This window comes from Salinicola socius, assembly GCF_001937195.1.
Classification (GTDB): domain Bacteria; phylum Pseudomonadota; class Gammaproteobacteria; order Pseudomonadales; family Halomonadaceae; genus Salinicola; species Salinicola socius.
The window spans coordinates 64,499-78,457 of record NZ_MSDO01000011.1; the positions used below are offsets into that span (position 1 = coordinate 64,499).

The window sequence follows — 13,959 nt, forward strand, 5'->3', positions numbered from 1 at the left end:
GCGAAAGCGCCGTCCGTCAGTCGAGGACGAAAAACTGGCGTAGCGCACGCGCCACCGCCGATTCGTGATGGGCGCCGATGGTCCTGGCCCGAGGCAGTTGATCGATGACCTCGGGGTGCGCGTTGGAGACGACATAGGCGTTGCCCGCCAGCGTCAGCATCTCGATATCGTTGAAGTTGTCACCGAAGGCCAGTGCCCGCTCGATGGGGATGTCGAGCGCCTTCAGAGCGCGGCTCAACGCAGTCGCCTTGTTCACGCCCCGATACATGATCTCGAGCGAGTTGGCTGCAGAGTAGGTGATGTGCAGCATTTCCCCATGACGTTCGCGCAGGATGCGCTCCAACGGCTCCAGCAGTGCCGGCTCACCGATGTAGAGCACCTTGCCGACGTGCTCGTGTTCCAGGTGCTGCATGTCATCGACCTGATAGGTAAACCCCGACATCGCGTGAAGCGGCAGCAGCTCCGGCGCTTCGGCATCGATCAGCCACCGATCCTGGGTGTAGAGGTTGAGCCTGACCGTTGGCGGACGCGGCATGTCCACCAGCGCCTGAACCAGCGCGGTCGGCACCAACGTTTCATTGACGAGCCGATCCTCGGAATCGTGGAGGTGGGCGCCGTTGCTACTGATGATCCAGGCCGGGATCTCCAACTGACGCCGAATGGCCGCGATATCGTGGTAGTGGCGCCCGGAGGCCAGCACGATCACCTGCCCCTGGGCGGACAGCGTGCGCAGCGTGTCCCGGGTCAAGGCGTCGACGCGGTGCTCGGCATTCAACAGGGTGTTATCGAGATCGCTGGCGATCAGGTACTGGGACATGAAGTCTTCCTTGGGGAACGGCATCGAACTCTTTGTCATGCGCCCTTCGCGACGAGCCCTTCGCGACGAACCGGTTGCGACGAACTCGTGGCAGTGGGCTCTGGGCAACGAACGCTGGGCGGGAGACGCGCCGTGACGAACGCCTCACGGCCAGTTTACAGCCTGGAACCTTCGACCGCCTGTTGAGCGCATGGACGTTCAGTGTCACGGGCGGGGCAACGGGCGTCAATCGCCCGCTGACCCGACAGACCATCCGGTGCTGGCACCCGCGGCCGACTCAAGCCTTGAGACTATTGGCGACCGCACCAGCCTGACGCCCCATCACCAGGTGCACGACGCCTTGCCCGACTTCCTGGATGCCGGCGGCTCCCAGTCCCTGCAGCGCGGCGTCGTCCATCTGCCCCCGATCCTTCAGCTCCAGCCGTAACCGGGTCGTCGCCACGGCGGCGACGTTGCGAAGATTTTCCGCACCGCCCAGTGCCGCCAGCCACGCATGACGTGAGGCGTCATCGAGCGTGGCCTCGGTGAGGGCCGCATCGCTCTCGGTCGCGGCCGGGACCGTCAGCGTCTTGCCCTGATCGCGGACCGCCGCTCGAATATCGTCTGCGACGGCATCGGCGATCGGGCCCAGAATCACCTGCAGGCCACCGCCGCGCAGATGCAGAACGCCCCTGGCGCCGAGCGCCTTGAGCGACGGCTCGTCAATGGCGGCATCGTCCTGCATCACCAGCCGCAAGCGCGTGGTGCAGGCGCCGATGCTGACCAGATTGGTCGCCCCGCCGAGTGCCGTCACGAAGGCGGGCCCGCGCTCGCCGGGGTCGTGGCTGACGGTTGCCGTTGCCGCTTCCGGTTCGCGACCCGGCGTCGGCAGATCGAAGCGGACGATCGCCCAACGGAAGATGCCGTAATAGAGCGCGAAATAGCAGAGCCCTACCGGGATCATCATCCAGCCGTTGGTCGAGAGACCGTAGGAGAGCGCGTAGTCGAACGCCCCGGCCGAGAAGGTGAAACCCAGTTTGACGTCGAGCATGTTCATCAACGCCATCGAGATGCCGGTGAGAACCGCATGCATCGCATACAGGGCGGGTGCCAGGAACATGAACGAAAACTCGATCGGCTCGGTAACGCCGGTCAAAAACGCGGTCAACGCCAGTGACAGCAGCAGGCCGCCGACCTGCGCACGGCGAGACCTGGCGGCCGTGTGGTACATCGCCAGTGCGGCCGCCGGCAGACCGAACATCATCACCGGGAAGAAGCCGGCCATGAAACTGCCGGCCGTCGGGTCGCCGGCAAAGAAGCGATTGAGATCGCCCGTGGCGCCGTCGTAGCTACCGAACACGAACCACACGAAGCTGTTGAGCACGTGATGCAGCCCGGTCACGATGAGGACTCGGTTGAGCACGCCGTAGACGAACAGGCCGAGATCACCGGCATCGATCAGCCACTGACCCAGTTGATCGATGCCCTGCTGGATCGGCGGCCAGATCAGACCGAATATACCCCCGAGCACCACGGCGGAGAGCCCGGTGACGATGGGAATGAAACGGCGTCCGCCGAAGAAGGCCAGATAGTCCGGCAGCTTGATCGACTTGTAACGGTTGTAGAGCAATCCGGCCACGCTGCCGATGATGATGCCCGAGAGCACCCCCATGTTGATGTCGGGATTCAGCGTTTCCAGCACTGCCGTGAGCACCAGATAGCCGATCACCCCGGCCAGACCGGCAGCGCCGTTGTCGTCGTCGGCAAAGCCGACCGCCACGCCGATGGCAAAGATCAGCGCCAGGTTGGAAAAAATCGCGTTGCCCGCGTTGGCGATGAAGGCGATATCGAGCAGATCGGGCTGGCCCATGCGCAGCAATAGCCCGGCCACCGGCAGCACTGCGATGGGCAACATCAGCGAACGGCCGAGTTTCTGAAGACCGGCCATCAGCCGGGAACCGAAGGTCGTGGTCATGACGCGCTCCTCAAGATCTTGTTGTCGTATGGCTGGCGTCGGGATCCGCTGAGCCGGTGCCGGGTTTTGCCTCGCCGGGACTCGAATGCGCTGCTTCGACGCGCTGGCCGCTTGCACCCGTCACGCCATCGTCACCTGCCGGCGCTTCTTCCAGCAGGCTTCCCGACAGCTCCTGCAGCGCCTGTCTCACGGCAGCGGCGTCGGCCAACGCGAGCAGCGACGGGAGTCGTGCGGCCAGCGCGCCGGCATCCAGCCGACGCAGGCCCGCCTTGACCGCGGCGATACGCCCGGGTTCGACGGAGAGCTCGTCGACGCCCATGGCCGCGAGCAGAGCGCCCGCCAGCGGGTCCCCCGCCGCCGCACCGCACACGGCAACCGGACACTGACCGGAAGCGCCGTCGAGACACGAGGCGATGAGCCGCAGCACGCCGGGATGGAGAACGTCGCTGCGCAGCGCCAGCGACGCCACCTCTCGGTCCATCGCCAGCGCGTACTGGGTCAGATCGTTGGTACCGATGGAAAGGAAATCGGCTTCGCGCGCGAGATCGTCGGCACACAGCGCAGCCGTCGGCACCTCGATCATCACGCCCAGCGCCGGCAACCGCTCGATACCCAGGCTGGCCGCCCGGGACGCGAGTCGTTGCCGCACCCAACGCAGCTCGCCCACATCGGCAACCATCGGCACCATCAGTCGCAGCGCCGTCAGACCATCTTCGCAGAGCGGCAGATCGCGCCCGGCTTCGAGCAGCGCATCGAGCTGGGTCTCGAACAGCGCCGGCTGCGTCTGCCACAGCCTCACGCCCCGCTCTCCCAGCGCCGGGTTGGGCGTCGCCGGTAACCGCAGATAGGGAAGCTGCTTGTCGGCACCGATATCCAGCAGGCGGACGACCACCGGCTTGCCGTCCATCGCCTCGACGGCGGCGCGATACTCGGCCTGCTGTTCGGCGAGCGTCGGCGCCGTCTGCCGCTCCAGAAACAGGAACTCACTGCGCATCAGCCCCACACCGTCGGCGCCCGACCGTGCCGCCGACCGCGCTTCCGCACGGGTGGCGATATTCGCCGCGACGTGAAGCCGGCGTCCGTCTAGCGTCGTTACGGGCTCGAAGGCCGCTGCGCGCTCCGACTCGGTCTGTCGCCGCTGCCTGACCTGCTCGGCATCGATCGCCGCCAGACGCTGCGCGTCGGGCGCGAGCTCGAGTACACCGTGACGGCCGTCGCCACGACTATCGAGACAGGCGTTGTCGCTTCTGGCTTCCAGCAGCCCGTCGCCCATGGCCACCAGGCATGGCAATCCCCGTGCTCGCGCCAGAATCGACACGTGGGAGGTCAATCCACCGGAGGCCAGACATAGCCCGGCAATCCGATCCGCCACCGCAACGAACTGCGAAGGGGTGAGCTCGCGGGCGACCAGAATCGCGCCGTCGAGACCCGAGATGATAGCCGCCGCCTCGGTGGCGAAGAGCTGCATGACCTGACGCTGCAGATCGCGAAGGTCATCGGCCCGCGCCGCCAGCAGCGCATTGTCGCCATCACGCAGGCGTTGAATCTCGCGCTCCAGCGCCAGGAACCAGGCGCGTCCGGCGCTGCGCCCGTTATCAATTTCCGCTTCGGCCGCCCCGCGTAGATCGGGATCGTCCAGCCAGGCGCGGTGCGCCTCGAAGATTTCCGCCTCGGCCTGCTGTCCGCCTGCCTGGGCGGCCTGCATCGCCTGGACCAGCGTCGTGTCGACGTCCCGCAACGCCGACGTCAGCGCCTCGCGCTCCTGCTCGGTGTCGGCGGCGCTATCGGGCACCGGAGGCAATGCCATCTCGTAGCGAACCAAGGGCCCCACCACCAATCCCGCACTCGCGACCAGGCCGGTCAAGCCGCCGCCGCCGGACGTCCGTGACGCCTGCCGCTGACCCTCGGCCTGCGATTGCGGTGGTACATCACGCTGCGTGGCATCCGCTTCGGCGGTTTCCAGCAGCGTCGTTGCCGCATCGACCGCTGCCTGGGCGCTCGAACCCCGAGCGACAACCCGAACGCGATCCCCCTGAACCAGGCCCAGATTGAGCAGTGCGCTGAGGCTGGCAGCGCTGGCCTTGGCGTTATCGTTATCGTTGTCGTTGTCGTTGCCAATGTCGATGTCGATCTCGGCGGACTGGTCCTCGCCGGTCCGAATCAGCGTCAGTTCCACCGCGTGCTGCCGGGCGATGGCTCGCAGCCGCGCCGCCGGACGGGCGTGCAGGCCACTGGCACTGGCGATCACGGCTTCACCGCTGGCGAATTCTCCGTTCGCCGACGCCTCGCTGCCCGCGTCATCGAGCCCGGCAGTCGCCACGGCGGCGGAGGTCGCCTGCCACTGCAGCAGATCCTCGCCCATCTCGACGATCGTGCCCGGTGCGACCAGCGCCTCGAGCGTGGTGTCTGGTCCGTTGGTGAGCACGATGGGGGTGACCAGCGCCTTGGCACGTTGCGCCAGGCGATCGGCATCGAACCGGCATAGCGGGTCACCGGCAGAGACCCGCTCCCCGGTCGCGACCAGCAGCTCGAACCCATCGCCATCGAGATCGACGGTATCGAGGCCGATATGCAGCAGCCATTCATGGTTGGCATCGTCTCGCAGCGTGATCGCGTGCGCGGTTCTTGCGCACTGAATGATCTCTCCGTTGCAGGGCGCATGCAGCGTCTCCCCCAACGGATCGATGGCGATGCCTGGCCCCATGGCGCCTTCGGCGAAGACAGGGTCAGGCACTTCTGTCAGCGGAACCACTACCCCGCGCATCGGGGCCCTGAGAAACCGTAATGTGGATGACATGAAGACTCCCGGCTTGTTGTTGTTCCACTCCTGCTCCGGTCCGGCATGCGCCGAATTCCGGACACCTGGTCGCGCGACCCGCGACCGCAAGATAGCGTCGGCGATTCAGAGCGTACGGGTCACCTTCTGCAGGTGACGCGGCCGATCCGGATCGCCACCTCGGGCCACGGCCAGCCTGGCGGCCATCACGTAGAAGCTCTGGATCACCGACAGCGGCTGCAGGTCGTCGTGACCGGCGTCGATCAGCGGCAGCTGGCGCGCGCCGACACTATCGTCGGCAGCCAGCAGCACCCTGGCGCCGATACTCTCCAGCCAGACGGCCAGCTCCAGCAGCCCGGCCTGATCCGGCCCCGGCGGCGCGAACACCAGCACCGGATAGCCCGGCCCGATCAGCGCCATCGGGCCATGACGAACTTCGGCGGCACTGAACGGCTCGGCCTGGATGGCGCAGGTTTCCTTGAACTTGAGCGCCGCCTCCTGGGCCACGGCGAGTCCTGCACCCCGGCCGATCACCAGCAGCCGGTCGACATCGATCAGCGCGTCCACCGCCGGCTGCCAATCCAGCCGCGCCGCGGCTTCCAGTGTCGGCGGCAATGCTTCCAGCGCCGTCAGCAGTGTTTCGTCCTCGGCCCAGGCGCCGATCAGATGCGCACAGGCGGCCAGAGTGGCGAGATAGCTCTTGGTCGCCGCGACGCTTTTTTCGACGCCCGCCTGCAGCGCGATCTCGCACTCGGAGGCCTGCCCCAGCGGCGAATCCGGCGTATTGACCAGTGCCACGCTACGGGCACCGCCAACGATCAGTGCCTTCTGCGTCGCAACCAGATCGGGGCTGGCGCCAGACTGCGAGATGGCCACCGCCAATTGCCCCCGGACCCGCCAGGGCGCGTTGGCGACAGTGGTCAATGACGGCGGCACCGACGCCATCGGCAAGCCGAGATGTTTCATCCCCAGATAGGCGAAGTAGGCGGCGGCGTGGTCGGAGCTGCCCCGCGCCACCGTCAGCGCGCCACGCAGATCCGACTCGCGCAGCGTCCTGCCAAGCCCGGCGAGGTGGGCGGCATTGGCCTGCCATTGCGCCCGCAGGCATCCGGGCGCGCTCTGCGCCTCTTCCAGCATCAGTGACATCAGTGCCTCTCCCGCGGCGCAGCCGCCGCCTGTGGTGTCGTCCGTTGTTGCGAGCCCGTCTGTCCCTGTCCCGTCGACGAGGCGTGGTGGGCGAGCTCGCCCCCCACGTAGACGGCGTCGATCTCGAGTCGCGCGTTCATGACCACGACATCGGCGCGACAGCCGATATCCAACCGACCGATCTCGGTCTCGCCGAGAAAATCGGCGGGATACTGGGACAGTCGCCGGCAGGCGTCGTCCAGACCGAGACCGATCTGGACCAGATTGCGCAGTGCCTGGTCCATGGTCAGGGTACTGCCCGCCAGCGTGCCGTCGGCCAGGCGCACGCCCCCGAGGCATTTGGTCACATGCTGCTCGCCGAGACGGTATTCCCCGTCCGGCATGCCGGCCGCGGCCGTGGAGTCGGTCACGCCAAAGAGATGGGGAATGCAGCGCAGCGCCGTGAGGATGGCGCCGGGATGAACGTGAAGCAGATCGGGAATGATCTCGGCATAGTCGGCGTGCGCCAGCGCCGCGCCGACCATGCCGGGCTTGCGGTGATGGAGCCCGGTCATCGCGTTGAACAGGTGGGTGAAGCCGTGAGCGCCATGCTCGAGCCCGGCCACGCCCTCCTCGTAGCTCCCCAGGGTGTGGCCCATCTGCACCCGCACGCCACGCTCGCGCAGCTGCCCGATGAGTTCGGCATGGCCCGACAGCTCCGGCGCCAGCGTCAGCAGCCGGATCGGTGCCAGCGCCATTAGCGCTTCGACCTCGTCGATCACGCCGGGATGCGCATGGGGCGGCTGGGCGCCCAGCTTGCCGGGGTTGAGATAGGGGCCTTCGAGATGCACGCCCAGGAGCCGTGAAGCGCAGGATGGCGGCGCGGCGATCAGTCGAGAGATATCCCGCAACGCCTGCTGGATATCCGATACCGGTGCGGTCATGGTGGTGACCAGCAGGCTGGTGGTCCCGAAACGGACGTGGGTTCGCGCCATGGTCGCGGCGGCGTCGCCCCCTTCCATGGCGTCCGCTCCGCCCCCGCCATGCACGTGCAGATCGACGAATCCCGGCAGTAGCCGCGGATATTCGTTCGTGCCGGGATCGACCGCCTCGCCCTCGATGGCGGCGATTCGGCCATCGCGCCAGTGGAGCGTGCCGAGGCGCCATCCTTCGGGGGTCAGAATATTGCCGTAAAGCATGCTGCCTCCTGCTCGAGCGATCTCATTGCGTCAGTTCCACCATGAAGTCGTAGTAATCGGTTCGGCAGTAGGTCACCGTCAATTCCCCCGGCCGGCCGTCGGCGAGATAGCCGAGCCGCGTCATCATCAGCAGTGCGCAGGATTGCGGCACCTGGGCAAGCGTCGCCAGCTCGGCATCGGCATTGACCGCCGACACATGCTGCAGGGCCCGCACGATCGGCGTGCCCAGATGGTCGAGGTGGCGGTAGAGCGAATGGGTGACGCCCTGCGGATCGGGCAGTACCCGGCTCGGCAGGCAGCTCTCCTCGACCGCGACCACCACGTCATCGGCCAGCCGCAGGCGCTTGAGCCGTGACACCTGATGATCCGCGTTCAACCCCAGCCGCAGGCTCTCCTCCACCGTCGGCGTTCCCAGACTCCGACTCAGCCAGCGCGAGCTGGGGCGATGACCGCGCTGGGTCAAGAGCTCGGTAAAACTGGTCAATCGTGTCAGCGATTGATTGAGCCGCGGGGCAATGAAAGTGCCGGAGCCATGGGTTCGCTGAATCAGGCCCAGTGCCACCAGCCGATCCAGCGCCTTGCGTGCGGTAATGCGGGAAATATTGAGCGATTCGGCCAGCACTCGCTCCGAAGGCAGGGCCTCGCCGGTTTCCCAGTCACCCGCTTCGATCGCCTGGACCAGTTGCTGGGCCAATTGACGATAAAGCGGGGTCGACCGATCGGCATCCAGCCTGAGCCGCGATAGCGTTGATTCCATGGCAAGCCGGCTCCGGCGTCGCTGTGATCGATATCCGTCGCTAATACCACTTCAATACCACCAACATAACCACTCGCATACCAATCCACCAGACCCGCGACGACCAACTTTGGTCGAACCCGGAGCGCGATCGGTTCGGCCGGATCGAACCTGGCCCGACGACGAATGCCCCGGGCCGCCGCGCGATTGGCGTGCCCCTCGCGGAATCCGTATAGTGTCGCTCTCGTCCACCGACCGATCCGATCCGATGCTGCAGAACAACTCTCTTCTGGCCCAGTTGAAGCAAAACATTCGCGCCAGCACGCCGCGCGTCCAGGGCACCATCAAGGCGACCGACAAGGGTTTCGGTTTTCTCGAAGCCGAAGACGGCACGTCCTATTTCATCCCGCCGCCCGCCATGAAGCAGGTCGTCCATGGCGACCGCATCGAAGCGGTCATCAAGGAGGACGGCGACAAGAAACAGGCGGACCCCGAGACGCTGCTGGAGGCATCGCTGGATCGCTTCGTGGCGCGCGTGCAGAAGCGCGACGGACGCCTGGCGGTGGTCCCTGACCACCCCTCGATCAATCTTTCGCTCAAGGCACGCCTCAAGCGCTCGCTGGAAGAGTCCGACATCGCCGACGGCGACTGGGTCGTCGCCCGCCTGATCCGCCATCCGCTGCGACCGGACGACCGCGCCTTCTTTACCCAGATCGACGAGCTGGTGGTCAAGAGCGAGGACCCGGCCGTTCCCTGGCGCGTCACGCTAGCACGCCACGCGCTGGAGCAGGAGTGTCCGCCGGCCGCCGATGCCTGGCCGCTGAAGGACGAAGGGCTGGTCCGCGAAGATCTCACCGCGGAGCCGTTCTTCACCATCGATGGCGAGAAGACTCGCGACATGGACGACGCGCTGCGGGTCGAAGCCACCGACGACGGCTGGACCATGACGGTGGCGATCGCCGATCCCACCGCCTATGTGGACGAGTCCCACCCGGCGGACAAGGAAGCGCGTACCCGCGCCTTCACGGTCTACCTCCCGGGTCAGAACATCACCATGCTGCCGGAAGCGCTGGCCGACGATCTGTGCTCGCTGAAGCCGGATGTGGAGCGTCCGGTACTGGCATGCCGCCTCCAGGTGGGCCACGACGGCACGCTGGGGGAATATCGCTTCTTCGCCGCCACGATTCGCTCCCAGGCACGGCTGGTCTACGACGCGGTCTCCGACTGGATCGACGGCGAACCGAACGCCGAGGCGCCGGCGGCACCGATCGCCGAGCAGTTGACGGCGCTGGCCGAGCTCTCCCGCGCTCGCGCCGCCTGGCGCGAAGCCAACACGCTGGTGTTCAAGGATCGCCCCGACTACGCGTTCGATCTCGACGACGCCGGTAACGTGCTGGGCATCCGGGTCGAGGAGCGACGCATTGCCCAGCGCATGATCGAAGAGGCGATGATCGTTGCCAATGCCTGCTGCGCCGACCTGCTAGCCAAGGAAGTCGGCCACGGCATTTTCAACGTGCACCACGCCTTCGAACCGGAAAAGATCGATCAGGCGCTGGAATTCCTGGCCGCACAGGAGATTCCGGCAGAGCGCGAGCAGCTTTCCGAACTCTCTCGCTATCGCGAATTCCGCCGGGCGCTGGACGCTCGCGAAGACGCCTGGCTGGATGTGCGCCTCCGTCGCTTCCAGGGTTACACCAGCATGTCGGCCCGCCCCGGGCCTCACTTCGGCCTGGGACTGCCGGCCTATGCCACCTGGACATCGCCGATCCGCAAGTACGGCGACATGGTCAATCATCGCCTGATCAAGCGGGTCTTGAAGTCGGAAGTGGCCCCTGTGGAAGCCAGCCAGCAGCTGACCGAGCAACTGACCGAACGCCGTCGACTGAACCGAATGGCCGAACGTGACGTCAAAGACTGGCTTTACGTGCGCTATCTGGGCGCCACCCTCGACCAGGGCGAAGTGTACGATGCCGATATCATCGATATCCGCCGTGGTGGCATGCGGGTCCGCCTGATCGCCAACGGGGCGACCGCTTTCGTGCCGGCACCGTTGATCCACAGCGACCGCACTCAGGTCGCCATCGACGACAAGGAAGGCCGCATCCAGATCGCCGGCGAGCCGCGCTATCAGCTCGGTGGCTCCCTGCGCGTCAAGCTGGTCGAAGCGCGTGAAGCGACACGCTCGCTGGTGGCCACTCCCGCCGAGTGAGCGACGCAACGGCCCGGCAGCGCTGACGACGGCGCCGCCGGGCTACCACTATGGTGTGAACGCCCTGTGGCAGTAAAACGATATACTGCAATGTAGTCGGTCATCGATATCGTCAGTCATCGCCATTCTCGGGAATGTGCTTTTATCGACAGCGACGGTCTTGACAGGGAAAGTCTTTTAGAGGAGCGGCTCGTTGCATATTGCCGACGTCACGATGTTCTATGCCCCCGCCAGCGGCGGGGTTCGTACTTACCTCGATGCCAAGCATCGGCGCCTCGCCAAATTGCCGGGCATCACCTGCAGCCTGCTGATTCCTGGCTCGCAGCTGTTTTCCCACAACGGCATTCACGAAATTCCATCACCGCCGTTACCGTTCAGTCAGGGATACCGATTTCCGCTTCGTCGCCGCGGCTGGGAGCGGGAGCTCGTTCGCCTGGCTCCCGACATCATCGAAGCCGGCGATCCCTACGTGACCGGCTGGGCAGCGCTGCAAGCGGGTCGCAAGCTCGACGTGCCGGTGGTCGGTTTCTATCACTCCGATCTGCCACGGCTGATCAGCAACAGAATGGGAAGCGGCACCGACAAGCTGGTAGAGCGATATGTCTATCAGCTCTACCGCCGCTTCGATCAGGTGCTGGCGCCAAGCCGGGTGATGGCGGAGCGGTTGACCCGCCTCGGCATCGAGCAGGTCGCCATTCAGCCGCTGGGCGTCGATCTGGAAACGTTTCATCCCAGCCGCCTGAATCCGACTCTACGTCGACAGCTGAATCTCGACGACGACACCAAGCTGCTGATCTTCGTCGGGCGTGGCTCTCGCGAAAAGAATCTCCACGACCTGCTGGAAACCGCACGGCTGCTCGGCAAAGGCTACCATCTGCTGCTGGTCGGACCGAGCATGCCCAGCAACGTTCCCGATAATGTCAGCGTGATCGATCGCTACACGCCAACCGAAGAGGTCGCCAGCTGGCTGGCATCCAGTGACGCGCTGGTGCACGCCGGTACTCAGGAAACTTTCGGCCTGGTCGCGCTCGAAGCGATGGCCAGCGGTATTCCCGTCATTGCCGCGAGAGCCGGGGCCCTGGCCGAAAACGTGCCGCTGGGCTGCGGGCTGCTCAGCGAGCCGCACTCGCCGGCGGACATGGCGCGCGCCGTGAGGGAGCTGTTCTCCAACCACGATGCCGCGCAGGCCGGACGCCGCGCCCGCCGTTACGTGGAACGCAATCACGATTGGGACATCGTCATCGACGGCCTGCTGTCACACTATCGTCGCCTCACCAGCGCCACCGAAGGCGCGGGAGAGGCCCAGCAGGGCTCGCAGCATGGATGATCGCCATTTTTCGCTGGTGCTCCACGATATCGCGCCGGAGACCTGGCCGGATTATCGCGGTTTCGTCGAAGCCGTCGATCGTCTCGGTGAACGTCTTGGCCAGCGCATCCCCATCACCTGGCTCGTCGTACCCAATTTCCACGGGCGTGGCGAATGCCGCGACAGTGATACTCTGCGCCGGGTACTCGATACGCGTCTGGCGCTGGGCGACGAGTTGACGCTACATGGCTATTACCATCGGGATGATGCGCCGGCGCCCCGCTCGCTGCGCGATTTCTACATGCGCCGGATCTACACCTGGGAGGGGGAATTCTATTCCCTCGATCGCGCTCGAGCCGGGGCCCTGCTCGACGAAGGAATGGCTCAGTTCGAGTCCTGCGGCTGGCCACATGGCGGCTTCGTGGCACCGGCCTGGCTGATGAGCCAGGGAACGCGTGAAGCACTGAAAGAGCGTCCGTTCACCTACACCAGCGATCCCCAACAGCTCTACCGGCTACCGGCCTTCTCCCCGCTGGAAGCGCCGAGCATCGTGTGGAGCGCCCGCAGCGCCTGGCGACGCGGCATGTCGCGAGTGGTCAGCGCCATTCAATATCGCCGTTTCCAGCACGCCGGGATGCTGCGGTTGGCATTGCACCCCGTGGATATGCGCTATCAGCCCTCCTACGACTACTGGCTGCAGATGGTCGAGCATTTGATGCGGTCGGGACGACAGCCGGTGACGAAACAGAGCTGGCTGAACCACGCTGCCCCCGATATTGCCTCGGACAATCTCGCCCAACGGGCGAACAAGGATCGCTCCGCGGCATGAAGCGCATCCTGTGGTTATTGGCGCTGGGCCTGGTGGCAGCGCTGGCAATACCGATTCTGATTGGTGGGCGTGGCATCGTCACCGAACTGCGGGGATTCCCCACTTCCCAGCTGCTGCTGATGATGGGCATGATCCTCGTCTGCTGGAACCTCAACGCCCTGCGCCTGAGGTTGTTGCTGGCCGGGCGTGCCGGGAAACTTTCCCAGACCCGCGCCTTTTCGATCGTCATGGCCACCGAGTTCGCCATCTGCGCCACACCCGGTGGGACCGGCGGCCCGCTGACCCTGCTTGGCCTGCTGGCTCGACGCGGCATCCGGCCGGCTCAGGCGTCCGCCATCTTTGCCGTCGATCAGCTCACCGATCTGCTGTTCTTCCTGTCCGGCTTGATTGGCGTGGCTCTCTACGTATTGATCGAGGCCGTCGATCTGAAGCTGGGCTGGCTGGTGGGTCTTCCCACTCTGCTGCTACTGACCGCGCTGGTGATGCTATGGCTGACGCTCACCCATTACGCCCGGGTCATGCATGTCACGGGGCGCTGGCTGGCCAGGCTCAACGTCAAGCGCCGCTCGCGATTCGGCTTCGCCCGTCGTCTGCTGCATTTTCGCAACTCGCTGATCGAAACCCTGCGGCTACCGCGCTGGTTGCTGCTCGCCGTATTCCTGCTCTGCTGCGCTCACTGGCTGATCCGCTACAGCATTCTCTACCTGGTCGTCCAGGGACTGGGGCAGCATATCGACTGGGCGTGGACGTTCCTGGTGCAGATGGTATCGATGGCTGCCGGCCAGCTCAGCTTCCTGCCGGGGGGCGCGGGAGGCGCCGAGCTGACATCATCCGCTCTGCTGACGCCGCTGATCGGCGCGCAGAGTGCCGCCGCCGCCGTGCTGATCTGGCGCTTCGTTACCTACTACTTCTATCTGCTGGCCGGATTTCCGATATTCGTCGCCACCGCGGGAAAGGCCTTCCTGCGCATGATGAACAAGCAGCGGGCCGCGGGCAAACGCTGACATC

General features: G+C 65.7%; 10 protein-coding genes. 4 read left to right on the top strand and 6 right to left on the bottom strand.

From position 1 onward, the window contains the following. Window positions 1–16: 16 nt before the first annotated feature. The 6 genes from BTW07_RS09395 to BTW07_RS09420 all read right to left on the bottom strand — a co-directional run bounded on the left by BTW07_RS09395 (window position 17) and on the right by BTW07_RS09420 (window position 8,628). Window positions 17–856, bottom strand: a complete 840-nt coding sequence (locus BTW07_RS09395; protein WP_244158341.1) for a Cof-type HAD-IIB family hydrolase — start codon at window positions 854–856, stop codon at window positions 17–19. Window positions 857–1,094: 238 nt separating this feature from the next. Next, window positions 1,095–2,771, bottom strand: coding sequence for an N-acetylglucosamine-specific PTS transporter subunit IIBC (gene nagE, locus BTW07_RS09400; RefSeq protein WP_075569920.1), 1,677 nt, complete (start codon window positions 2,769–2,771; stop codon window positions 1,095–1,097). Window positions 2,772–2,781: 10 nt separating this feature from the next. Next, complete coding sequence (ptsP, locus tag BTW07_RS09405) at window positions 2,782–5,568, bottom strand: phosphoenolpyruvate--protein phosphotransferase (protein WP_075569921.1); 2,787 nt, start codon at window positions 5,566–5,568, stop codon at window positions 2,782–2,784. 105 nt (window positions 5,569–5,673) lie between these two features. Beyond that, window positions 5,674–6,693 (bottom strand): SIS domain-containing protein, encoded by a 1,020-nt coding sequence (locus BTW07_RS09410; RefSeq protein ID WP_110661500.1) that lies wholly within the window; start codon window positions 6,691–6,693, stop codon window positions 5,674–5,676. Continuing rightward, the gene (gene nagA / locus BTW07_RS09415; RefSeq protein ID WP_083941726.1) at window positions 6,693–7,871 is read right to left on the bottom strand and encodes an N-acetylglucosamine-6-phosphate deacetylase; all 1,179 of its coding nucleotides are present in this window, start codon (window positions 7,869–7,871) and stop codon (window positions 6,693–6,695) included. Before nagA ends, BTW07_RS09410 begins: the two co-directional genes overlap by 1 nt. 22 nt (window positions 7,872–7,893) lie before the next feature. Beyond that, window positions 7,894–8,628, bottom strand: a complete 735-nt coding sequence (locus BTW07_RS09420; RefSeq protein ID WP_075569922.1) for a GntR family transcriptional regulator — start codon at window positions 8,626–8,628, stop codon at window positions 7,894–7,896. Window positions 8,629–8,875: 247 nt separating this feature from the next. Between BTW07_RS09420 and BTW07_RS09425 the strand changes: the two genes are divergently transcribed. The 4 genes from BTW07_RS09425 (at window position 8,876) to gpgF (ending at window position 13,955) form a co-directional block, all read left to right on the top strand. After that, window positions 8,876–10,816, top strand: coding sequence for an exoribonuclease II (locus BTW07_RS09425; RefSeq protein WP_075569923.1), 1,941 nt, complete (start codon window positions 8,876–8,878; stop codon window positions 10,814–10,816). Window positions 10,817–11,009: 193 nt separating this feature from the next. Continuing rightward, entirely contained in the window at window positions 11,010–12,143 is a 1,134-nt protein-coding gene (gene gpgS, locus BTW07_RS09430; RefSeq protein WP_075569924.1) for an N-acetylglucosaminyl phosphatidylglycerol synthase, read from the top strand. Next, a complete protein-coding gene (gene gpgD, locus BTW07_RS09435) occupies window positions 12,136–12,951 on the top strand; it encodes an N-acetylglucosaminyl phosphatidylglycerol deacetylase (protein ID WP_075569925.1) in 816 nt (271 codons plus the stop codon). The genes gpgS and gpgD overlap by 8 nt, the downstream gene beginning before the upstream one ends. After that, window positions 12,948–13,955 carry a glucosaminyl phosphatidylglycerol flippase gene (gpgF, locus tag BTW07_RS09440; RefSeq protein WP_075569926.1) on the top strand — a complete coding sequence of 336 codons (1,008 nt, stop codon included), beginning with the start codon at window positions 12,948–12,950 and terminating at the stop codon, window positions 13,953–13,955. The genes gpgD and gpgF overlap by 4 nt, the downstream gene beginning before the upstream one ends. Window positions 13,956–13,959 lie beyond the last annotated feature (4 nt).